The organism is Streptomyces mangrovisoli, from assembly GCF_000974985.2.
GTDB lineage: Bacteria > Actinomycetota > Actinomycetes > Streptomycetales > Streptomycetaceae > Streptomyces > Streptomyces mangrovisoli.
Map to the genome: position 1 here is coordinate 1 of NZ_LAVA02000148.1, position 22,240 is coordinate 22,240.

A 22,240-nucleotide genomic window follows, 5' to 3' on the forward strand; every position below is an offset into this window, starting at 1 on the left:
TTCGGCCTGAACGGCCTCGTCCTCAAACGCCGGACGGGCTGGGGGTGGGTGGCTGGGGTGGTGGCTCAAGGTCGGGCGGGCTCGGTCTCCCGGCGGGGCGGGGGCGCTGGTGGGCGATCGGGTGGATCGGCCGGGTCCGGGCGGCGTGGTGTCGTGGATTCCGCCGGGGCTCCGGGATGGTCATGTGTTCATGCGATTGTCTACACGCCTGTCCCTCTGCCTCGCGGCCGCCGCCGCGTTACTTCCCAGCCCGGCCCATGCCGACTCCCTGCCCCGCTGCACGGGCGCGGGCCGTGACTTTCCGTTGAGTTCCCGCATCCACGGCGGCCCGCGCTCGTACGCGGCCGGCGGCGACTACGGCACCTGGTACCTCGATCTCACCAACACCACCTCCCGCGCCTGCGCCGGCGTGCATCCGGTCGTCGTGCTGGTCGACACCGGGCGCCGGCTGCGGCCCGGCCAGGCGCGCATGGACTTCTACGACGGCCCGCACGCCCACCCCGTGCGCTTCGAGACCACCGACGAGGCCGAGCTGGTCGGCGCCTTCGACGACGGGTTCCCCGGATTCACCGTCCCGGCCCGCCGCACCCTCACCGTCAGGGTCCGGCTCGCGCTCACCGCCGACACCGCCGCCGACCAGGTCACCGCCACCGCCGCCGTCGTACAGAAGCGCGGGGACGACGGCGACTGGATCGGGGAGTCGAACGCGTACCGCTTCGGCATCGACGAGGAGCCCGCCGACCCGGACGTGGACCCGGATCACACGGGTGCGGGGGTGCTCCCGGGCACTCCGGCACCCGACGGGACGGCGACGGCCACCGCGGCGGCCTCGGCGTCCGGCGGCGGTACCGCAGCCGAGGCCGGGCGGCTGCCCGACGGGGCCGTGCCGCCGGGGAGCCGCCCCGCCGTCACGCCCAGCGCCACCACCGGCGGCCTGCTCGCCGACGACGAGCTCGCGAGCACCGGCCTCACCACCGGCTCCGTCGCCGGGGCCGCGCTGGTCCTCACCGGGGCCGGCCTCCTCCTGCTGCGGGCCCGCAGGCGCCGGGCGGCGACCGGGGCGCTCCCGCATGATCCGCGCAATGGCTAGGCTGGGTCCTCGCAGGACGGCGCACGTCAGGAGAACCGGCACATGGCAGACCGCAGGCCCATCGAGTCGTGGCTCACCGACATGGACGGGGTGCTCATCCACGAGGGCGTGCCGATCCCCGGCGCCGACGCCTTCCTGAAGAAGCTGCGCGAGTCCGGCAAGCCGTTCCTCGTGCTGACGAACAACTCCATGTACACCCCGCGCGACCTGCACGCCCGGCTCAGCCGCATGGGCCTGGACGTGCCGATCGACAACATCTGGACGTCCGCGCTCGCCACCGCCAAGTTCCTCGACGACCAGCGGCCGGGCGGCAGTGCGTACGCCATCGGGGAGGCGGGGCTCACCACCGCGCTGCACGACATCGGCTACATCCTCACCGACCACCAGCCCGACTATGTGGTCCTCGGCGAGACCCGTACGTACTCCTTCGAGGCCATGACCAAGGCCGTACGGCTGATCAACGCCGGCGCCCGCTTCATCTGCACCAACCCGGACGAGACCGGCCCCTCCACCGAGGGCCCGCTCCCAGCCACCGGCGCGGTCGCTGCCCTCATCACCAAGGCGACCGGCCGCCAGCCGTACTTCGCGGGCAAGCCCAACCCGCTGATGATGCGCACCGGTCTGAACGCGATCGGCGCGCACTCCGAGACCAGCGCGATGATCGGCGACCGCATGGACACCGACGTACTGGCCGGCATCGAGGCGGGGATGCAGACCTTCCTCGTGCTCACCGGGCTGACCCGGCCGGAGCACGTCGAGGAGTTCCCCTACCGGCCGTCCAAGATCGTCGACTCCATCGCGGACCTCGTGGACCGGATCTGAGCGACCCGGATCCGAGCGACCCGGATCCGAGCGACCGGATCCGGGCGGGCGGATCCGGGCGGGCGGTACGGCGCTTCTCCGGTCCCGCCCGCGCGGTACCGCCCCGTACCTGCCGGTCGGTGTGACTCCGTACGGACCATCCCGCTCCCGGTAGGGATACGGGACGGGGTGCGGGCGGGCAGCCTCCAGTTGTCTGGAGGTTCACGATGGGCCCACCGCGCCTCGCACACCACCGCCGTACCGCTCTCGGTACCGGTCTGCCCGCCCTCGCCGCCCTCGCCGCCCTCACCCCCACGGTCGCGCACGCCGCCGCCGGCGGGGTGTCGGTGAACCCGTCCTCGCCCGCGCCCGGCACGGAGGTCGTGCTGCGCGTCGACGGCTGTCCCGGCCGTACGGCCACCGCCTCCTCCACCGCCTTCGTCGCCGACGCCCGGCCGACGGGGGTGGACGGCACCCTCGTCGGCGAGAGCCGCATCCGCTCCGCCGCGCGGCCCGGCACCTACGCCGTGACCGTGGCCTGCGGCACGCTCCGCCTCACCGGCACCGTCACCGTCGTCGCGCCCGGCGCCGCGGCCTCGCGGTCGTCCGCGCCCGCCTCCCCGGCGGCCCCCGTGGACGCGGGCGGCGGGGGTACGGCCCCGCTCGACGCGGCGGGAGCCCGTCCGGCGGGGCCCGGCCGGGCGCAGGCGGTGACCGGGCTGGTGCTGGCCGGTGTCGCCGCGGTGGTCGTGGTGGTGCGGGGCTGGCGGCGCCGCCGCGGAACGGACTGAACGCCGTGTCGGAGCACCGGCGTTCCTCGCTCACCGGCCGCCTGCTGACCGCCCTGACCTGGGCCGTGCTGCTGTTCGGGCTGTGGCTGTGGGGGAGCGAGGTGACCGGCCTGCGGGGAACGGGGTCCGACGGCGGGTCCGTGGCGACGGCAGGTGACGCGGGCGCGGCCGGGCAGCAGCCCGCCGTACGACTGCCGCCCGCGCAAAGGCCGTTGGCGCGGGCGGTGCCGCAGCGCATCGACATCCCCCGCCTCGGGGTGCAGGCGCCGGTCGTGGCCCGCGGGCTCGACACGCGGGGCGCGGTCGCCTCCCCGCCGCTCGACCAGCCGGGCGTGGTGAGCTGGTACGCGGCCGGTACGGCGCCGGGTTCCGCGGGGGCGGCGCTGATGGTCGGGCACGTGGACACCCGGACCCGGCCCGCGGTCTTCCACCGCCTCGGCACGCTGCGCCCCGGCGACACGGTGCGGGTGGTGCGGGGGGACGGCAAGGTCGCCCGGTTCACCGTCGAGGACGTACGGACACTGCCGCGCGACGGCTTCGACGCCCGGCAGGCCTACGGCGTCCGCAGGGCGGGGCGCGCGGAGCTGCGGCTGATCACCTGCGGCGGCACCTTCGACCGGGCGCACCGCAGATACTCGGCGAACGTCGTCGTCTCCGCGTATCTGACGGGCGGCAGCGACGGCCGCCGAGCAGTCGCCCCGGGTACCCGACCCGGTCGGCGGCCCGCTCTCCCCGGGGCCGCCGACCGGGCAGGTCCTCGACCGCGCGCGCTCGGGTTGCGGGAGTAACCCGGCGACCGGCGCGGGAGGCATGGTGGGGCTGTGGCCGGCCGGGGCCGTCGGTTCGACTCTAGAACGGATGCCCGCCCAGGCCCAGAGGCCGTCCGGCGCCCGGACCCCGTCCGGACACCGGACGGGCCCCGCCCGCGGAACGCGAAACAGCTCACGAAGAAGCCGCGAACGACCTCGTATCCCCAGTACCACTTATGTCAGCATTAAGGCTCGTCGTGGTGCACCCAAGGGGGGTTGGATGTACACCAGTGAGGCCCGTTCGCGGGTGTCGGCGGCGGTGCTGGGGGCGGCGCTGCTGGTCGGGGGCTGTTCGTCGGGTGACGGCGGGGACGACGCGGACGGCGCGCCGAGCGCCACCGTGACCCAGCAGTCCAAGGAGGCGGACCCGTTCTGGGTCAACCCGGACGGCAACGCGGCGCGCCAGCTCGCCGCGTATCTCAAGGCGGGCCGCAAGGACGACGCCGAGCAGATCCGCAAGATCGCCGAACAGCCCACGGGCGAGTGGATCGGCCCGGAGAACCCGCGCGCGGAGGCCGAGGGCTTCACCGAGGCCGCCGACCGGGCCGGCCGCACCGCGCTGCTGGTCCTGTACAACATCCCGCACCGCGACTGCGGCCAGTACTCGCAGGGCGGCGCCGCCGACGGCGACACCTACCGGGCCTGGGTCGACGCCGTCGCCGAGGGCATCGGGGACCGCTCGGCGGTGGTGGTCCTGGAGCCGGACGCGCTGCTGCACCTGGTGGACGGCTGCACGCCGGCCGAGTTCCGGGAGGAACGTTACGACCTGCTCAAGGACGCCATCACCCGGCTCAAGGCGCAGAAGCACACCGAGGTGTACCTGGACGCGGGCAACGCCGGCTGGGGCCACCCGGACCAGATATTCCAGCCGTTGCGAAGAGCCGGCATCGACGCGGCCGACGGCTTCGCGGTGAACGTCTCCAACTTCTACTCCACGGCCGAATCCATCGCGTACGGCAAGCAGTTGTCGGCGAAGGTCGGGGGCAGCCACTTCGTCGTCGACACCAGCCGCAACGGCAACGGGCCGTACACGGAGGGCGATCCGCAGGAGCGCTGGTGCAACCCGCCGGGCCGGGCGCTCGGCGACGCGCCGACCACGCGGACCGAGGACCCGCTCGTCGACGCCTATCTGTGGGTCAAGCGGCCGGGGGAGTCGGACGGCACCTGCAAGGGCGGCCCCACGGCGGGCCGTTGGTGGGCCGACTACGCCCTGAAGCTGGCCCGCGCCTCGCACTGAACCCGGCACCCGGAGCCACGAACGGGCCCGCACCCGGGAACGGGAACGGGCCCCGCACCCCCCGCCCATCGGGGGGTGCGGGGCCCGGACCGCTGCCGAACGCGCGGAGCGCTAGGGCACCTTGACCCACTGCGCCACGCTCGGTGTCCCCTGGTCGTCGTCCACGAAGAGCATGTACCAGCCGGACGTCACGAGGTTCTTGTTCTTCGGCACGGTCACGGTGATCTTGTCCCCGGAGACCGTGTAGTCCAGCGCGATCGACCGCTGGTCCACGTCCGTCACATGGGTCGTCGAACTCGGCCGGATCAGCCGGACCTTCTTGATGTCGGCGGCCTGCGGCGAGGTGAACGTCCCCGACGCGCCCCGGGCGATGGTCTGCGGGCCGCCGCTCAGGGACGGCCGCGAGCCGTGGTACAGGTACGACGGGGTGTAGATCTCGATGCGCTGCTCGAAGCCGCCCGGCTTGGTGTTGGCCTTGTCGGCGTAGAGCGGGTTGGAGCCGAAGAACATCACCCGTCCGTCCGGCAGCAGGATCGAACCCGAGTGGTAGTCCCGTCCCACCAGCGGGTCGGCGACCTGCTCGAAGCTGTTGGTGTCGGGGTGGTAGATCCTGGCCTGCTTGATGTCGGAGGCGCTGCGCCCGCGGTAGTCCTGCGAGCCGCCCGAGACCAGCACCGTGTCGTCGGGCAGGATCGAGGTCTGCGGGTAGCGGGTGCCCTTCTCCAGCGTCGGCCCGTCCACGAACTCCGGGTCCTTCGCCTTCAGGTCGACGATGCGGGTCTTGTTGCTGGAGACCTTCGACTCGCCGACCCCGCCGCCGCCGATCACCATGAACTTCTCGTCCTGCGCCGGGGGCAGCAGCACGGTCCCCGAGGTCTCCATGGCGTTCGCGTCGCTCAGGCCCGGCACGACGGTGAACTGGTTGGTGTCCACGTCCCAGACGCCGGGCGTGCGGCCGACGTTGTCGGGACCGTAGCCCGCGTTGGAGCCGGAGTAGAAGATCTTGCCGTTCTGGAGCAGGAACAGGGCCGGATAGGTGGGGAACTGGCGGGTGGTCTTGGTGTAGGTCCACGTCTTGGTCTTCGGGTCGAACTCCTCGTTCTTGCCCGGGACCAGCTGGCCGATGTCGTCGAGGCCGGAGACGCTGAGCACCTTGCCGTCCGACAGCGTGGTCAGCGTGGGGTACCAGCGGGCCTCGTTCATCGGGTCGACCTTGATGTACTTCTCGGCCACCGGGTCGAATTCGTAGGCGTTCTTGATGCCTTCGAAGTCGCGCTTGTCCATGCCCAGCTTGTTGGCGATGCCGTAGGTGTTGCGGCCGTCGGCGCCGGTGAGGCCCTGGATGCTGTAGTTGTCCTGGGTGCCGGTCTCGTACTTGGTGCCCTCCTTGGGCGCCTCCACGTTGACGCGGCCGTAACCGGGGTCGTTGCGCAGCCATGTGCCGGTCTTCTTGTCGAAGACCTTCTTCGCCCGCGGGATGAGGACCGAGTCCATCGAGACGAACGTCTTGCCGTTGGCCTTGCCGGTGAAGCGGGTGCCCGCCTTCAGGGTCATCGGCTTGTCGGGGTTCTCGTTGTAGACGATCATGACGCCGCCGGCCTTCTTGACGTCGCCCTTGAGCTTCTCGTACCGCTTGGTGCCGCCGGCGATCAGGATGTTGCCGTTGGCGAGCTGGGTGTGGCCGGTGCAGAACAGGTCCGCCGGGGTGGGGATCTTCTTGATGGTGCCCTTGACCGGGTCCCAGATCCGCGAGTCGAACTTCTTCGCGTCGAAGTTGTCCTGGTCGTTGCCCGAGCCCGCGATCAGCAGCACCTTGCCGGTGTGCAGCAGCACCGCGTGGATGGTGTCCTGGCGGTACTCCTTGGGGAACTCGACGACCTGCCAATGGCCGTTGGCGGCCTTGTACTCGGGCTTGTTGATCACATACTGGTGGTATCTCTCGGTGCCGAAGCGGTAGAGCCACGGTCCGTTCATCCCGGCTATGGCGAGCACCACGACCGTGGTGATCCCGAGTCTGCGGAACCGGCGATTCCCTGCCTGGTCTCTCATTCCGTACGCCCCCCGGGCCCGCCGGAGCCGCCGAGGGCGATCTGCATCGTGTCGCTGCCGTCCGAACTCGCCCAACTGGGCTTGCGGTGCGGGGCGTGGGGCGCCTGCGGGGCGTACGCCGCCGGGGTGGCCTCGGCCGCCGCCTGCGGGGCGGGCGACGCCTGGGCGGCCGCGTGCGCGAGCGCCGGCACGGCGTCCCGGGGTTCGGCGGCCGGGGCGGCGGCCTTCGCCGCCGCCTTCGCCGCGGCGTCGCGCCGGTGCTGCCGCAGTGACCAGGCCCAGGCGATGATCGGGGCGCCGGTGATCAGCACGGCCAGCGAGGCCCAGGTGATCATCGCCGGGTGGGAGTGGCCGAACACGAAGCCCGCGGCGAGCGAACCGCCGAAGACCAGCAGGAAGAACCAGTGGATGCGGAAGGTGCCGAACAGGGTGTCCGGGCTCGCCGACTCGCCCTTCGGCGTGACCACGAAGCTGCTCTCGCGTCGCAGCACCGCGTCGAACAGCGACTTCGCGTAGAGCGGCGCCGACAGCGCCGACATGAGCATCCCCGCGACGCCGCCCGAGCCCTCCGGCTCGTGCGGTGAGACGTTGTGGCGCCGGTTCCAGATGTACAGCCCGATCTGGAGCGCCGAGGCGTTGCCGTACAGCATCAGCCACACCGTCGGGTCGATGTCCACGCCCGAGGCGCCCAGGCCCAGGAAGAGCGCGCAACTCAGCGCCGCGAGAATCCAGTTGAGGGCGGCCATCGGATAGAAGATGATCATCATGGTGTAGTTGAAGAGCTTGCCCGGCGGCAGTGAGTACCAGCCCTTCCAGTACTGCTTGAGGATCGTCTCGTACGTCCCCCGGGACCACCGCATCTGCTGGCTGAAGAAGTCCGTCCAGGCGCTCGGGCCCTCGCCGACCGCGAGCACGTCGGGCGTGTACACCGAGCGCCACTTGCGGCCCGTGACCGGGTTCTTGTGCCGGTGGATCTCGAAGCCGGTCGCCATGTCCTCGGTGATCGAGTCGTACAGCCCGCCGATCTGTTTGATCGCCTTGATGCGTACGGCGTTCGACGTACCCACGAACATCGGGGCGCCGTAGCGGTTCCCGGCGCGCTGGATGAGCGCGTGGAAGAGGAACTGCTGAGACTCGGCGGCCTTGGTGATGGGGTTGTCGTAGTTGCCGTACACCTGCGGGCCGATGACGAAGCCGATGTTCGGGTCACGGAAGTAACCCAGCATCCGCTCCAGGAAGTTGGGCAGCGGCACATGGTCGGTGTCGACGGAGGCGAAGAAGTCGTAGTCGTCGCCGTGCGCCTCCAGCCAGGCGTTGTAGTTGCCGTGCTTGGTCTTGGCGCGGTGCGCTCCGGTCGGCTGGTTCCAGCGGGCCACGCCGTACCGGGTGAAGTGGTGCACGCCGAGGCGTTCGCAGACCTTCTTCACGTCCGGGTCGTCGCCCTCGTCGAGCAGCCAGACGTGCAGCAGCCCCCGGTGCCGCAGCTTGACCGCGGCCTCGAGGGTCTTGGTGACCATCTCCAGCGGTTCCTTGCCGGGGACGAAGGTGGTGATGAACGCGACCCGGGTGCCGGTCTCGGGCACCACCGGCACCGGGTCGCGGGCGACCAGGGTGGCGTGCGCGTTCGACAAAACGTTCAGGCAGCGGAACAGCTCGATGAGGCCGATCGACACCAGCATCACGGTGTCCAGCACCGGCAGGAAGTCGAAGGCGGGGTAGTCCCGTTCGGTCCAGTGCGACGGCAGCATCAGCCAGACCAGCAGGACCGTCGAGAGCAGCGGCGCGGCGCAGAGCATCAGGGCGGCGCGCACGCGGTGCGGCTCCTGCGCGAGCAGGGAGCGGTAGCGGACCCGGTAGGGCCGGCCCGGGTCGGGTTCGGTGAGCGGGCCGGCCAGCCGGCTGTAGTGCTCGTAGTCGTATCTCGGCAGTGTTCTCTTGATCCGGCGCAGGCTTCCCGTGTGCCCGGACCGCAGTGCCGTCATCCTGAGCTGCTGTGTCCGGGACGGGTCGTGGTCCTGCCGGGCGCCTGTCGGCGTCGACGTCATGAGTCATCCCCCCACACGCGGTACGGCCGCGTGTTCCGTCGGTTCCGTCTCGCCCGGTCCGGTCCCCCTCGACCCTCGCGGACGCGTCAGGAGCGGGCCACGGTCCCCTCACTCATACGGACACACGGCCGCGCTCCGCCGGTTGCGGGAAGCCCCCCTAGGCATCCTCCGTGCGCGGGGCCCCTCTCCCCGCGCCGTGACCGCAAAACCGGCTACTGCCCCCCAAGTGCCGCCTTTCGGCGACGGCTTGAGGAAACAGGGTTGTACGGCGTCAACCATGATCGCAAGACGCGAAACGTGCTGTTTACCGGTCATACGCGTTCATTGTGGGGACGGTGAGCGTTCTGTGGAGACGTCCAGACGGGCCCGCACGTGGCCGAAGTGGCTGCGTATGGCCCTCTCCGCGCGGGCGGAGTCGCCCGAGCGCACCGCGTCCAGGATCTCCCGGTGCTGCCGGCAGGTGACCTGTGGATCCTGCGGGACCTCCACCAGATCGCAGCGCACCCGGTGGAAGGCGTCCCAGAACGCCTCCAGGACCTCGCTCAGCAGGACGTTGTCCAGGCCCCGGTAGAGCGTGGCGTGAAAGGCCCGGTCGGTCTCGGCCAGGCCGGCGCCCTGCGCGGCCTGCTCCTCCATGCGCGCGACCAGCGCCGCGAGCTCGTCGAGGTCCGCCTCCGGCAGCCGTCCGGCCAGCCGGGAGACCAGCCCGGTCTCCACCGCCTCGCGCAGCTCGAGGAGCTGGAGCAGGGAGTCCTCGCCCCGGTAGTGCCCGGCGACGGTACGGAAGGCGAGGCCCTCGATCATCGGGGCGAGGGACATCGGCCCGACATAGGTGCCGAAGCCGTGCCGGATCTCGACGATGCCCATGGCCTGGAGCGCCTTGAGCGCCTCACGCACCGAGTTCCGGCTCGCGCCGAGGAACTCCATCAGCTCGGGCTCGGTCGGCAGCGGCGCCCCGGAGGGCAGCCGGCGGTCGATGATCAGCTTCTTGATCCGCTCCTGGAGGTCACGCGCTGCCATGGCCAGAGGGTATCCGGCCAAACGCGAACAGGCCCCCCGTTCGCACGAGGGGCCTGCCGTTGTCGGTGCGCCGCCAGGGACTCGAACCCCGGACCCGCTGATTAAGAGTCAGCTGCTCTAACCAACTGAGCTAGCGGCGCCTGCTGACGTCGTAACTCTACAGGACGTGCGCGGGTGCTTCCGACAGAACATCCGGGTGCCGCGGGTCGCGGCCGCCGGACGCGCGGGCGGCCGACAGCGCCGTACATCATTCGGACCGTCAACATGCGAACCGGGAAGAGAGTTGGAAAACTGGCCAACGTGCATGATCGCGGACATCTCCACCGGGAATGTGAGGGGAATCGCATGGAGACTCCGGTATTCGAGGAATTCGATCCCGCGAGCGATTGCGACTGCCCCGGATGCGTCCGGCGCAGGCGCGTGGCGTCGTACTCCGGATCGGGCGGGCCGGTCGGCCGGCCGGCCGCGCAGCGGACCCTGATCGTGGCCGCGGCGGCCACGGCCGTCGTCGGCGTGGGGCATCCGGCGAGCGCCGTCGCCGCCCCGCAGCCGCCGCACGGGTCCCGTGTCGACGCAGGTGAGGAGCCCCCGACCCCGCAGGGCGGCACGGCTCCGCTGCACGGCCCCGGCGGCAGCGCGGCCTTGCCCCCGGGCGCGACCAGGACGCCCGCCACCACCCGCACCGAGATCATCAAACGGGCGAGGAAGTGGGTCACCGAGCGGGTTCCCTACGACATGGAGGCGTACTGGTCCGACGGTTACCGGCAGGACTGCTCGGGGTTCGTCTCGATGGCCTGGGGCCTGCCGGGAAACGAATGGACGGGCAGTCTCGACCAGTACGGGACGCGTATTTCCAAGGGCGCGCTGGAGCCCGGGGACATGCTTCTCTTCCACAATCCGGACGACCCCGAGAAAGGCTCGCACGTCGTTCTCTTCGGCGGCTGGACGGACTCCTCGCACACCACCTACACCGTCTACGAGGAGACGCCCCCACAGGCCCGCAGTCAGCCCACTCCGTACCCCTACTGGAGCAACGGCGACAAATATGTTCCCTACCGCTACAAGGGGCTGACATCCGGCGCCGCGGGCGCCGAGGCGGCGCGGGACGCGAAGGATCCGGCCGGTGCGCCCAAGAGACGCCGGGCCGCGGGCACCGCCGCCCGCGGCGCGGGGACGCGCGCGCCCGCCTCGCACGGGGTGCCGGGCTACCCCGGCCGGGCGAACTTCCGGCCCGGCGCGGACAACCCCCATGTGACCCGGCTCGGCAGCCGGCTGGTGGAGAAGGGGTTCGGCAAGTACTACACGAACGGGCCGGGGCCGCGCTGGGGAGAGGCGGACCGGCGGGGCGTCGAGGCGTTCCAGCGGGCCCAGGGCTGGCGCGGCGGCGCGGCCGACGGCTATCCGGGCCCGGAGACCTGGCGGCGCCTCTTCTCCTGAGCCGGCCGGGCCCTCTCGCCGGCAGCCGCCGTCCGCCGTCCGCCGACCCTTCACGCCGGCAGACCCTGTCCGCCGGCCTTCATCGGCACTCCTTTCATCGGCACTCCCTTCACCAGCAGCACCCCCTTCATCAGCAGCACCCCCTGTTGTCCCAGGAGCACCCCGAGCACCCCCACATCTGTCATGACGCATCTGGCGCGGAGGCTGGAGGCACGCATGAGCACGACGACCACTGCACATACGCCCGAGTCCGAGGGGCCGGGCCGGCCGGCCCGTCTCATCCACAACGAGGCGACCACCGAGATCCCCGTCCATCTGCTCTTCCGCGACGAACCCGAACCGGTGCCGGTGCCGCTGCGGCCCGCCGTCGTGGGGCGCCGGGAGAGCACCGGTGAGCAGCCCCGGCTGCGCCGCCCGGCACCGGCCAAGCCGCGGCCCGCGCCGCAGGTGGAGGCCGACCTCGCCGAGCGCCCGGCGCGGGTGCTGCCCGGCGCGGCCGGCGTGCTCGCCGGGGGCTGCGGGGCGGCCGGCTGCCTCGCCACCTCCTGGTGGGCGGGGGTGCTGCCGCCGATCGCGGTGGAGGCGCTGCGGCTGCCGGCGACGGCCGGCGCGGGCCTCGGCCCGGCCCAGTGGGCGGCCTACGCGGGCGCCGGGGCGCTCGGCCTGTTCGGCTTCGGCGGGCTGGCCCGCGGCCGGACCGGGCGGGCCTGGGTGCTCGGGCTGTTCGGCCGTTACCGGGGCACGGTCCGGCGCACCGGCCTGCTGTGGGTGAACCCGCTGCTGCTGCGCCGCCGGGTCGACGTACGGCTGCGGCACTGGCGCAGCGAGGTGATGCCCGCGGCCGACACCAACGGGGTCGCGGCCCGCGTGGTGGTGCTGGTGGTGTGGCGGGTGCGCGACACCGCACGGGCCGTGCTCGCGGTGGACGACCACGAGGGCTATCTGCGCGAGTGCGTGGAGGCGGCGCTGGCCCGGGTGCCGGTGGAGATGCCGGGGGCCGCGCGGGCCGGGACGGACGCGGCGGCCGACGCGCTGACCCGGCTGGTGGCGGCGGACGCGGCGCCGGTGGGTCTGGAGGTCTTCTCGGTGCGGCCGGTGCGCACGGAGTACGCGCCCGAGGTCGCCGCGGCGATGCAGCGCCGCCGGATCGCCGCGCTGGACGCCCGGCAGCGGTCCTCCATGCTCACCTCGGTCGTGGACTCCGTGGAGGACACGGTGACCCGGCTGACCGTGCGGGGTCTGGTGGAGCTGGACGACTACGAGCGCAAGTCGCTGGTGCGGGACCTCACGGTGGCGTTCTGTGCGGGGCGCACGGAGTCCGGCTCGTGAGGCCCCCGCGGGGGAGCTCCGACACCCGTCCCGCGATTGGTATGGACATGTTCAACTCGCGGCAATAATCTGAGACTTGGTCTAGACCTGCACAGCTCAGTGAACACCCCCACGTTCTCCAGGAGCGGCAGCATGCGCACAAAGGCCAGGTTGTACGCGGCCGTGCTGGGTCTCTCCACCGCCGGAGCGTTCATCCTCTCCACCGGCGGAGCGAGCAGCCACGGCTACACCGATCTCCCCATCAGCAGGCAGAAACTCTGCGCCAACGGCACCGTGACGGGCTGCGGCGACATCCAGTACGAGCCGCAGAGCGTCGAGGGGCCGAAGGGCTTCCCGGCCGCCGGGCCGGCCGACGGCCAGATCTGCAACGGCGGCATCAGCCGGTTCGCCCAGCTGAGCTCGCCGGCCACGCCCTCCGGCGGGGCATGGCCGACGACGAAGCTGACGGGCGGACAGACCTACACGTTCCGGTGGCAGTTCACCGCGATGCACGCCACGACGGACTTCTCGTACTACGTCACCAAGCAGGGCTGGAACCAGAACCATCCGCTGGCCCGCTCGGACCTGAACACCACGCCCTTCCTCACCGTCCCCTACAACGGCCAGCGCCCGCCGGCCACGCTCACCCACAGCGGCACCCTGCCCACCGGGCTGAGCGGTCACCACGTCATCGTCGCGGTCTGGACGATCGCCGACACGGGCAACGCGTTCTACGCCTGTTCGGACGTCACGTTCTGAGCATTCCTTGAGCGAACCCTCCGGCCGGTGCGGGTATATCTGTCCCGTACCGGCCGGTAGTGGCCGGCCGGGGGGCCACGGGGGAGTCATGGAAGCGTTCTTCTACGTCATACCGTCGATCGTCATCGCGGTCGTCGTACTGGGGGCCGTCAAGGTCGTCGGCCGTTCGCGTCAGATGCACAGGGCCTGGAACAGCGGCGTCACCGCCGAGGCCAAGTGCCTCCAGGCGTACACCACCACGAGCGGTGGCGGCGGGGACACGTCGGTGACCACGACGCTGCACCACATCTACGAGTTCACCACCCGCGAAGGCCGCCTCGTGAGGTTCGAGGAGGAGGACGGGCCGGCGATGACGGTCATCGGCGACATCGTCACCGTGCACTACGAGCCCGAGCACCCGGAGCGGGCCACGGCCCGGCCCCCGGCGCGCGGCAAGCTCCTGGCGGGCACCGGCTTCCTGCTGGTGTTCCTCGGCGTGTTGGCCGCCTTCGCCGTCGCCTTCATGATCGGCGCGCACTCCGCCTTCTCCGCGGGGGACGACTTCGCGCCGTAGTCTCCACATCTGACGACACGTCAGCTAGCCTGCGCGCCCATGGACTCCAGCAGGCCCACGGTCGCCGAGGCGGTCGCCCGGGGGTGGGGCGACCACCGGCCCGGACTCTGGTTCGAGCCGGGCCCGGACCCGGAGGGGACACGCGGGGCGCCGCTCACGCACCACGAGGTCGCGGCGGGCGCCGCCGCCCGTGCGGCGCTCCTCGCCGACCTGCTGCCGGCCGGCGCCGAGCCGCACCTCGGGGTGCTGCTCGACAACACCCCCGAGTTCGTCCTGTGGCTCGGCGCGGCGGCGCTCGCGGGCGCGGCCGTCGCCGGGATCAACCCCACCCGCCGCGGCCCGGAGCTGGCCCGCGACATCCTGCACACCGAGTGCGCGGTGCTGGTCACCGAGCGGGGCCGGCTGCCGCTGCTGGCCGGCCTCGACCTGCCCGGCGTACGGCTGCTGGTGACGGACGAGGAGGAGTACGCGGCCCTGCTCGCGCCGTACGCGGGCGCCGTGCCCGACCCCGGTCGGGCCCGCCCGGCCGACCGGCTGCTGCTCTACTTCACCTCCGGTTCGACCGGCGCGCCCAAGGCGGCGATCTGCACGCAGGGCCGGCTGGCCGCCGCGGGACGCGCGCTGGCCGACCGGTTCGCGGTCCGCCCGGACGACGTGCACTACATCTGCATGCCGATGTTCCACGGCAACGCGGTGATCGCCGACTGGGCGCCCGCGCTGGTGGCCGGGGCGGGGGTGGCGCTGCGGCGGAGGTTCTCCGCCTCCGGGTTCCTCACGGACGTACGGCGCTTCCGGGCGACGTACTTCACCTATGTCGGCCGGGCGATCCAGTACGTCCTCGCCACCCCGCCGTCCCCCGACGACCGCGACCACCCGCTGCGGGCGGGCTTCGGCACCGAGGCGGGCGCGGTGGACGCGGCCGCCTTCGCGCGGCGCTTCGGGGTGCGGCTGGTCGAGGGCTACGGCTCCTCCGAGGGCGGCGCGGCGATCCAGTGGACGCCGGGCACCCCGGCCGGTGCCGTGGGGCGCGGGGGGCCGGGGCTGGCGGTCGTCGACCCCGTCACGCGCGGCGAGTGCCCGCCGGCCGTCCTCGACGTGGCCGGACGGCTGCTGAACGGCGACGCCGCGATAGGCGAGCTGGTCAACAAGGGCCCGAACCCGTTCGAGGGCTACTGGCGCAACCCGGCGGCGGAGGCGGAGCGCCGGGGCCGGGGGAGCGGGGGCGGTGAGGAGACCGGCGGCGACTGGTACTGGACCGGCGACCTGTTCTACCGGGACCCGGACGGCTACCTCTACTTCGCCGGGCGCACCGACGACCGGCTGCGGGTGGACGGCGAGAACCTGGCCGCCTCGATGATCGAGAACATCGTCGCGCGCTACGACGGCGCGGTGGCCGTCGCCGTGTACGCGGTACCGGACCCGGTCACCGGCGACCAGGTCATGGCGACGATCGCGGGCGGCTTCGACCCGGTGGGCTTCGCCGGCTTCCTGTCCGCCCAGCCGGATCTGGGCACGAAGATGGCGCCCCGGTTCGTGCGGGTGGTGGCCGAGATGCCGGTCACGGCGACGAACAAGATCCATCGGGCCCGGCTGCGGAAGGAAGGGGTGCGCTGCGCCGATCCGGTGTGGTGGCGGCCGCCGGGGCAGGACACCTACCGCCGGCTGTCGGCGGCGGAGGCGGCGGCGTACGCGCAAAGGCCCCCCGCGTCCGCGAGGGGCCGTACGTGAAAGGGCCCCTCGCTCCCACGAGAGGCCCTTCACCGGTGCGCCGCCAGGGACTCGAACCCCGGACCCGCTGATTAAGAGTCAGCTGCTCTAACCAACTGAGCTAGCGGCGCATGACTCTCGCCTTCCGCTTTCCGCGGCCGGCGACGAAGAAAATACTACCCGGTCCCGAGGGGTGCTTCCGACCACCTCGGGACCGGCACGCCGACGATCAAGAAGGTCGGAGGGCCGGCCCCGGGTGTGCCCGGTGACGCCGAGGTTCAGATCGCCAGCGACAGCAGCACCGGCGCCGCGCTGCGGTTCAGCGCGTCGGCGGCCTGCCGCAGCCGGTGGGCGTGCTCGACCGGCAGGGAGAGCGCGAGGCAGCCCACCGCGGAGCCCGCGGTGATCGGCACGGCCGCGCACACCGTGCCCACCGCGTACTCCTGGAGGTCGAGGACCGGCACCGTCGGCGGCTGCGCCTCCAGCCGGGACAGCAGCAGCTTGTCGCTGGTGATCGTGCGCGAGGTCAGGCGCGCCATCTTGTGCCGGGAGAGATGGTCGCGGCGGGCGTTGTGGTCCAGCTGGCCCAGCAGGCTCTTGCCGATCGCGGTGGCGTGCGCCGAGAACCGGAAGTCGACCCACTCGTTGACCACCGGCGTCGCCGGGCCGTCCGCGTACTGGGTGACGCGGACCTCGCCGTCGACGTACCGGCTGATGTAGACGGCGGCGCCCACCGAGTCGCGCAACCGGTCCAGGGTGTGCTGGAGCTTCTCGCGCAGGGCCTCCTCGCGGTCCTGCGCCGAGCCGAGGCGGGCGAGGGCGGCGCCGGAGACGTACGCCCCGTCCGCGACCTGCTCGACGAAGCCCTCGCGGCGCAGCATCCGCAGCAGCGTGGTCAGCCGCTCGGTGCCCAGTCCGGTCTCGCGTGAGATCAGGGTGTCGGTCACACCGGTGGAGTGCCGCGCCACCGTCTCCAGGACGCGCAGGGCGTCCTGAGCCGAGTGGTACGGCGCGGTCGGCTCGTGCTTCAGCGCCACGGTTCCCCCTGCGGTCGCCTTCTGGGCCGTGATCCGGACAGCGAATCCCTTCCACGATAACCGGCAAAAGGCGCTCGTGGGGCGGCTGTTGGCGAGATTGCGCCCCTGCCATCTGCGACGCAGACCCGCTGGCACATGCCAATGTCATGTCCCGCCCCGGGGACCTCGGGTCTTGCCGCGTTCACAGGGTGAAGGCGGCGTACGGCGGCCGCGAAAGTCACCGTACGGCGCCCAGGAATTCCCGCGTCCGTTCGTGCTCGGGGTCGCCGAAGATCTTCTCCGGCGGCCCCGACTCGATCACGCGTCCGGAGTCGAACATCAGCACCTGGTCGGAGATGTCGCGGGCGAAGCCCATCTCGTGGGTCACGCAGAGCATGGTGATGTCGGTGCTGCGGGCGATGTCCCTGAGCAGGTCGAGGACGCCCGCGACCAGCTCGGGGTCGAGCGCCGAGGTCACCTCGTCGAGCAGCAGCACCTTCGGCCGCATCGCCAGGGCCCGCGCGATCGCCACCCGCTGCTGCTGCCCGCCGGACAGCCGCGTCGGCCGGGCGTCGCACTTGTCGCCGAGGCCCACCAGGTCCAGCAGCTCGCGGGCGCGGGCCTCCGCCTCGTCCCGGCCCAGGCCGAGCACGGTGACCGGAGCCTCGGTGATGTTGCGCAGCACGGTCATGTTCGGGAACAGGTTGAACTGCTGGAACACCATCCCGATCTTCTTGCGGACCTCGCGCAGCTGCTTCTCCGGTGCCGGGAAGAGCCGTTCGCCGTCGACGGTGACCGTGCCCTCGTCCGGCCGGGTCAGGGTCATCAGCAGCCGCAGGATCGTGGTCTTGCCCGAGCCGGACGGGCCGATCAGGGTGACGTGCTTCCCGGCGTCCACCGAGAAGTCCAGCCCGTCGAGGACGGTCTGGTCCCCGAACCGCTTGGTGACCCCCTCCAGCCGGATCAGTTCGGTGGGGCCGGTGCCGGTCTCGGCCGGCTGCGTACGGGTCTCAACGGACAAGGCGACGCTCCAGGGCTCGAAGGAGAAGGGAGGCCAGATAGGAGATGACGACGAAGGCCACGCCCACCACGGTCAGGGGCTCGGTGAACTGGAACCGCGCCTGCGAGAACAGCCGCGCCCGGCCGAGCATCTCCAGCACGGTGATCGCCATCAGCATCGGCGTGTCCTTGAGCATGGCGATCACGTAGTTGCCCAGCGCCGGGACCACGCGGCGCACCGCCTGCGGCAGGATCACCACCCGCCAGGTCCGAAGCCTCGGCAGGTTCAGCGCGGTCGCGGCCTCCCACTGGCCGGCCGGCACCGCCTCGATGCCGGCCCGGTAGACCTGCATCGTGTACGTCGAGTAGTGCAGCCCCAGCGCGCAGACGCCGGTGGCCAGGGCGGAGAACGTCAGCCCCCACTCGGGCAGCACGTAGAACAGGAAGAACAGCTGCACCAGCAGCGGGGTGTCCCGCACGAACTCCGTGACGACGCCCACCGGCCAGCGCACCCAGCGGGTCGGCGCGCGCATCAGCAGCGTCCACACCAGGCCCAGCGCGAACGAGATCAGCGAACCGAGCGCCAGCGCCTGGAGGGTGACCAGCAGGCCGTCCCAGAAGTGCGGCATGAAGGCGCTCACGGCGCCCCAGTCCCAGGTCATCGCATCCCTCCGACGGCCGCGTCCACGGGCTTGGTCCCGGCGTCGGCGGGCCGCGGCCGCCGGGCGGCCGTACGCCGGGGCGCCGCCTTGCCGACGTTCGCCTTCAGCCGCCGCTCCAGGCCCCGCATCAGGCGGGTGAGCAGGAAGGCGATGGCGAAGTAGATCAGCAGCACGTACGTGTAGATCTCGGCGCTCTGCTGGAGCGCCAGGCGCACCAGGTTCGCGCTGAACGTCAGGTCGCCCATGCCCATGACCGACACCAGCGCGGTGCCCTTGAGCAGTTCGACCAGCAGATTGGACAGCGGCGGGATCATCTCCGGCAGCGCCTGCGGCAGCAGGATCAGCCGCAGCCGTTGCCACGGCGTGAAGCCGAGCGCGACGCCGCCCTCGCGCTGCGCGGGCTCGACGGCGGCCAGCGCGCCGCGCACGATCTCCGCGCCGTACGCGCCGTAGGTCAGGCCGAGCGCGAGCGTGCCCGCCCACATCGGCACCAGCTGCCAGCCGACCGCGACCGGCAGCACGAAGAACACCCAGAAGATCATCACGAGTGCCGAGGTGCCGCGGAACACCTCGGTGTAGAGGCCGGCGAGGAAGCGGACGACCCACCGCCGGTGGGTGCGCGCGATGCCCGCGGCGAACGAGACGGCGGTGGCGAGCAGCGCGCTGAACAGCAGCAGCTGCACGGTGGTCCACACGCCCCCCAGCACGAGTTCCCACAGACCCGGCGTCATCCGCGACAGAGCTCCTTCGCGGTCATGCCGGTCATCTCGTCCTCGGTGAACCCGAACGGCTTCAGGATGCGGAACACGTCGCCGCTCTTCTTCATCCTGCGCAGCTCGACGTTGAAGGCGTCGCGCAGCGCGGTCTCGGTGCGGCGGAACGCGAACGCGCCGCCGTCGACATGGGGTCTGCCGTCCACGAGCGGCGCGAAGGGCTTCGTCGCCTCCGCCTTGCTCGACTTCATCACCACCTGCCGGGTGGTGAGCGCCGTACCGGCGAACACGTCGACGCGTCCGGCCTCCACGGCGTTGAGGCCGGCCACCTGGTCGGGGACGATCAGGATGTCGCTCTCCTTGTACCCGGCCGCCACCGCGTACTGGATCTCCGCGTAGCCGGTACCGGTGGCGAACCTCGCGCCCTTCCGCACGACGTCCCGGTAGTCGTGCAGGCCCTTGGGGTTGCCCTTGCGCACGATGAAGGAGTCGAGCATCCGGTAGTCCGGGTCGGCGAAGACCACCTGCTCGCAGCGGTCCGGGGTGACGTACATGCCGGCCGCCACGACGTCGAACTGCTGGGAGTTCAGGCCCGGTATGAGGGAGCCGAACTCGGTCGGGACGGGCTGCACCTCGCGTACGCCGAGCCGCTTGAAGACGGCCTTCGCGAGCTCGGGCGCCTCGCCGGTGAGATGCCCGTCCTTGTCGATGTAGCCGAAGGGGATCTCACCCGCGATGCCGAGTCGTACGACGCCCTGCGCGCGCAGCCGGCCGAGCAGGTCACCGCCCTCGCGCGCCGACGCCGTGGCGACGCGACTGCATCCGGCGGCACCGAGCGCGCCGAGCGCCGCGGCCCCCGCGAGCAGCGAGCGGCGGGTGGTGCCGGCGAGCGGGCGGCGGCGGGCGGTGCCGTCGAGTGGCGGGCGGCGGGTGGTGCCGGAGTGTTCTCCCGTGTCCGATGGGGCTGTGTGTCTGCCGAGTGGTGGAGCCATGGCGGCGCGGCTACCCGATGGCATCCGGGTCATGCGGGCCACTTCGTGGAGGGGAAGGGGGCGTCCCGTGGCGGACCCGTGGCAGCTCGGCGCGAGGCCGGTGGCGGATCAGTGGCCGGGGACGTAGCCGCGTTTCTTGTCGACGACGTTCACCAGGGGTCTGCCCGCCGCCCAGCGTTCGTACAACTCCACGAACTGGCGGCCGAGTTCGTCGCGCCAGCCGATCGTGTCGCCGCTCATGTGCGGGGACACCAGCAGGCCCGGCGTGCACCACAACGGGCTGTCCGGGGGCAGCGGTTCGGTCCGGAACACATCCAGGGCCGCGCCCGCGATCCAGCGCTTCGACAGCGCCTCGGCCAGTGCCTCCTCCACGACCAGCGCGCCCCGGCCGACATTGATGAACCGCGCCGACGGCTGCATCACCCCGAACCGGCGCAGGTCGAACATGCCCCGGGTCGCCTCGGTCAGCGGCGCCGCCGCGATCACCCAGTCGGCGCGGGCGATCAGCCGGTCCAGGTCGCCCGGTCCGTGCACCCCGGTGCGCGGCACCCGGCCGACCAGCGCGGGCGTCACGTCCAGGGCCTTCAGGGTGCGCGCGACGGCCCGGCCGATCGGGCCCGAGCCGATCACGCAGGCGCGCGTGCCGGCGAGCCGCTGCGTCTCCCGGTGCCGCCACGCCCGGTCCCGCTGGAGCTCCCAGGTGCGCGGCAGATCCTTCGCCATGGCGAGGACCAGGGCGGCGACGTACTCGGCGATCGGCTGCTCGAAGATCCCGCGCGCGTTGGTCACCACCGTGTCGGAGGCGAGCAGCGCGGGGGAGAGCACATGGTCCACGCCTGCGCTCGCCGTGTGCACCCAGCGCGGCCGGGGTCCCTCGCCCGGCCAGGCGTCGCGCACCGCCGACGACGTGAAGTCCCACACCAGCAGCACGTCCGCGGCGGGCAGCCGCTCCGCGAGGCCCGACGCGTCGGTGTGCACGACACGGGCCCGGCCGGTGAGCCGGCCCAGCCGGGGCAGGGGCTCGGCGTCGAGGACCAGGACGGTGGGGGCGGTCATGGGCGGCCGTTTCTCTCGGGAGCTGACCGGAGGTGCCCGGACCGGGGCGGCCGGGGAGCGCCGGAACCGGGGCGAGCGGGTGCCTGACATGCGCGGACGGACCACGCTCGCAGCCGGAACCGGCGCCGTCAACACGGGCGCACACGGCGGGTGCGCTCCCGGGCGGACGGGGACGGCACGGGCGCCGGGATCTCGGCCAACCAGGTGGAGATGGGGGCGGGGCGCGCCGAGTGGGTACCCGGGCCACGGGGGTGTGCCGACAAGGTCGTAGGGACAGCAGGAAATTCAGGGAACAGCAGGAATCTCAGGAAGGGACGACATGACCGCACTCGGATTTCTCTACCCGGGCCACTTCGCCGAGGACGACTATCCACGCATCGAACAGCTCCTGGGCAGCGACATCCGGGTGGACCTCGTCCACACGGAGCTCGACGAGGACGCCCACCGGGTGGACGCGCTGCGCCGGATGGGCGCCGCCGAACGGCTCGCCGAGGGGGTGCAGCAACTCCGGCTCGCCGGAGCGGAGGCCGTCGTGTGGGCCAGCACCAGCGGCGGTTTCGTCTACGGCTGGGAAGGCGCCCAGGACCAGGTGCGCACCCTCGCCCGGACCGCGGGCCTGCCGGCCTCCTCGACCTCCTTCGCCTTCGTGCACGCGGTGCGGGAGCTTCAGGCGCGCCGGGTCGCGGTCGGCGCCACCTACCCGGCCGACGTCGCCGCCCTGTTCGCGGACTTCCTGCGCGCGGGGGGCGTGGAGGTGGCCGGGGTGCACGACTCGGGCGTCATGACGGCGGCCGAGGCGGCGGAGTGGGGCGAGGCCGAGGTGTTCGCCCTCGCGCGGGTGGCGGACCGGCCGGACGCGGAGGCGGTGCTGCTGCCGGACAACGCGTTGCGTACGGCGGCGTACGTGGCGGCGTTGGAGAAGGAGCTGGGCAAGCCGGTGCTCACGGCGAATCAGGTGTCGGTGTGGGAGGGGCTGCGGTTGGCCGACCGGCGGGTGAACGCGCCGGAGCTCGGCACGCTGTTCACTCGTGAACCCCTCGTCCAGGTCTGAACGGGGCTTCACCCGGGGGCTCCGCCCCCTGGACCCCCGTGCTTTCCCACCCGCCCACCCGCGGGGGTGGGCTCATGGGCAGCCGCCGGGGTGCCCTGCGGGAGGGGACCGCACCCGCCCCCAAGGGGGCTCCGCCCCCTGGACC

General features: G+C 72.2%; 20 protein-coding genes, 2 tRNA genes and 1 pseudogene. 11 read left to right on the top strand and 12 right to left on the bottom strand.

Annotated features, from left to right (window positions below; all coding sequences use genetic code 11):
* Positions 1-190 precede the first annotated feature (190 nt).
* The 5 genes from WN71_RS38055 to WN71_RS38075 all read left to right on the top strand — a co-directional run bounded on the left by WN71_RS38055 (position 191) and on the right by WN71_RS38075 (position 4,728).
* Positions 191-1,090 (top strand): hypothetical protein, encoded by a 900-nt coding sequence (locus tag WN71_RS38055; RefSeq protein WP_338058729.1) that lies wholly within the window; start codon positions 191-193, stop codon positions 1,088-1,090.
* Between the two features lie 42 nt (positions 1,091-1,132).
* Positions 1,133-1,912, top strand: coding sequence for an HAD-IIA family hydrolase (locus tag WN71_RS38060; RefSeq protein WP_046584108.1), 780 nt, complete (start codon positions 1,133-1,135; stop codon positions 1,910-1,912).
* Between the two features lie 206 nt (positions 1,913-2,118).
* Entirely contained in the window at positions 2,119-2,682 is a 564-nt protein-coding gene (locus WN71_RS38065) for a hypothetical protein (protein ID WP_240529912.1), read from the top strand.
* 5 nt (positions 2,683-2,687) lie between these two features.
* Entirely contained in the window at positions 2,688-3,470 is a 783-nt protein-coding gene (locus WN71_RS38070; protein ID WP_079178427.1) for a class F sortase, read from the top strand.
* 241 nt (positions 3,471-3,711) lie between these two features.
* Positions 3,712-4,728 (top strand): glycoside hydrolase family 6 protein, encoded by a 1,017-nt coding sequence (locus WN71_RS38075; protein ID WP_046584109.1) that lies wholly within the window; start codon positions 3,712-3,714, stop codon positions 4,726-4,728.
* A 111-nt stretch (positions 4,729-4,839) separates the two neighbouring features.
* Here WN71_RS38075 and glxA read toward each other — a convergent pair whose 3' ends face one another.
* From glxA to WN71_RS38095, 4 genes are all read right to left on the bottom strand, one after another.
* Complete coding sequence (gene glxA / locus WN71_RS38080; RefSeq protein ID WP_046584110.1) at positions 4,840-6,777, bottom strand: radical copper oxidase GlxA; 1,938 nt, start codon at positions 6,775-6,777, stop codon at positions 4,840-4,842.
* On the bottom strand, positions 6,774-8,822 hold the full coding sequence (locus WN71_RS38085) for a glycosyltransferase family 2 protein (protein WP_046584111.1): 2,049 nt from the start codon (positions 8,820-8,822) through the stop codon (positions 6,774-6,776). Before WN71_RS38085 ends, glxA begins: the two co-directional genes overlap by 4 nt.
* 321 nt (positions 8,823-9,143) lie before the next feature.
* Positions 9,144-9,842: a FadR/GntR family transcriptional regulator gene (locus WN71_RS38090; protein ID WP_046584112.1), complete on the bottom strand. Its 699-nt coding sequence runs from the start codon at positions 9,840-9,842 to the stop codon at positions 9,144-9,146.
* A gap of 66 nt (positions 9,843-9,908) precedes the next feature.
* Positions 9,909-9,982 (bottom strand) — tRNA-Lys (locus WN71_RS38095).
* Between the two features lie 205 nt (positions 9,983-10,187).
* Here WN71_RS38095 and WN71_RS38100 point away from each other — a divergent pair.
* Positions 10,188-11,279 carry a peptidoglycan-binding protein gene (locus WN71_RS38100; RefSeq protein WP_046584113.1) on the top strand — a complete coding sequence of 364 codons (1,092 nt, stop codon included), beginning with the start codon at positions 10,188-10,190 and terminating at the stop codon, positions 11,277-11,279.
* A gap of 50 nt (positions 11,280-11,329) precedes the next feature.
* Here the strand turns inward: WN71_RS38100 and WN71_RS43315 are convergent, their stop codons facing one another.
* The gene (locus WN71_RS43315) at positions 11,330-11,464 is read right to left on the bottom strand and encodes a hypothetical protein (protein ID WP_276208146.1); all 135 of its coding nucleotides are present in this window, start codon (positions 11,462-11,464) and stop codon (positions 11,330-11,332) included.
* A gap of 31 nt (positions 11,465-11,495) precedes the next feature.
* On the opposite strand from WN71_RS43315, the gene WN71_RS38105 reads away from it, so the two are divergent.
* The 4 genes and pseudogenes from WN71_RS38105 (at position 11,496) to WN71_RS38120 (ending at position 15,698) form a co-directional block, all read left to right on the top strand.
* A complete protein-coding gene (locus WN71_RS38105) occupies positions 11,496-12,608 on the top strand; it encodes an SPFH domain-containing protein (protein WP_046584137.1) in 1,113 nt (370 codons plus the stop codon).
* A gap of 132 nt (positions 12,609-12,740) precedes the next feature.
* Entirely contained in the window at positions 12,741-13,346 is a 606-nt protein-coding gene (locus WN71_RS38110) for a lytic polysaccharide monooxygenase auxiliary activity family 9 protein (RefSeq protein ID WP_046584114.1), read from the top strand.
* 88 nt (positions 13,347-13,434) lie between these two features.
* The gene (locus tag WN71_RS38115) at positions 13,435-13,899 is read left to right on the top strand and encodes a DUF3592 domain-containing protein (RefSeq protein WP_046584115.1); all 465 of its coding nucleotides are present in this window, start codon (positions 13,435-13,437) and stop codon (positions 13,897-13,899) included.
* 39 nt (positions 13,900-13,938) lie between these two features.
* Positions 13,939-15,698: pseudogene (locus WN71_RS38120) on the top strand (AMP-binding protein).
* Here WN71_RS38120 and WN71_RS38125 read toward each other — a convergent pair.
* The 7 genes from WN71_RS38125 to WN71_RS38155 form a co-directional block, all read right to left on the bottom strand.
* Positions 15,664-15,737: transfer RNA gene (locus WN71_RS38125), tRNA-Lys, on the bottom strand. The pseudogene WN71_RS38120 and the gene WN71_RS38125 overlap by 35 nt on opposite strands.
* 147 nt (positions 15,738-15,884) lie before the next feature.
* Positions 15,885-16,643 (bottom strand): IclR family transcriptional regulator, encoded by a 759-nt coding sequence (locus tag WN71_RS38130; protein ID WP_046584117.1) that lies wholly within the window; start codon positions 16,641-16,643, stop codon positions 15,885-15,887.
* 217 nt (positions 16,644-16,860) lie between these two features.
* On the bottom strand, positions 16,861-17,643 hold the full coding sequence (gene ehuA, locus WN71_RS38135; protein ID WP_046584118.1) for an ectoine/hydroxyectoine ABC transporter ATP-binding protein EhuA: 783 nt from the start codon (positions 17,641-17,643) through the stop codon (positions 16,861-16,863).
* Positions 17,633-18,283 (bottom strand): ectoine/hydroxyectoine ABC transporter permease subunit EhuD, encoded by a 651-nt coding sequence (ehuD, locus tag WN71_RS38140; RefSeq protein ID WP_046584119.1) that lies wholly within the window; start codon positions 18,281-18,283, stop codon positions 17,633-17,635. The genes ehuA and ehuD overlap by 11 nt, the downstream gene beginning before the upstream one ends.
* Complete coding sequence (ehuC, locus tag WN71_RS38145) at positions 18,280-19,014, bottom strand: ectoine/hydroxyectoine ABC transporter permease subunit EhuC (RefSeq protein WP_046584120.1); 735 nt, start codon at positions 19,012-19,014, stop codon at positions 18,280-18,282. The genes ehuD and ehuC overlap by 4 nt, the downstream gene beginning before the upstream one ends.
* Positions 19,011-19,988: an ectoine/hydroxyectoine ABC transporter substrate-binding protein EhuB gene (gene ehuB / locus WN71_RS38150; protein WP_079178428.1), complete on the bottom strand. Its 978-nt coding sequence runs from the start codon at positions 19,986-19,988 to the stop codon at positions 19,011-19,013. The genes ehuC and ehuB overlap by 4 nt, the downstream gene beginning before the upstream one ends.
* Before the next feature lie 108 nt (positions 19,989-20,096).
* A complete protein-coding gene (locus tag WN71_RS38155) occupies positions 20,097-21,044 on the bottom strand; it encodes a D-2-hydroxyacid dehydrogenase (RefSeq protein ID WP_046584121.1) in 948 nt (315 codons plus the stop codon).
* Positions 21,045-21,363: 319 nt separating this feature from the next.
* Here WN71_RS38155 and WN71_RS38160 point away from each other — a divergent pair, with 319 nt between their 5' ends.
* Positions 21,364-22,095, top strand: coding sequence for a maleate cis-trans isomerase family protein (locus WN71_RS38160; protein ID WP_046584122.1), 732 nt, complete (start codon positions 21,364-21,366; stop codon positions 22,093-22,095).
* Positions 22,096-22,240 lie beyond the last annotated feature (145 nt).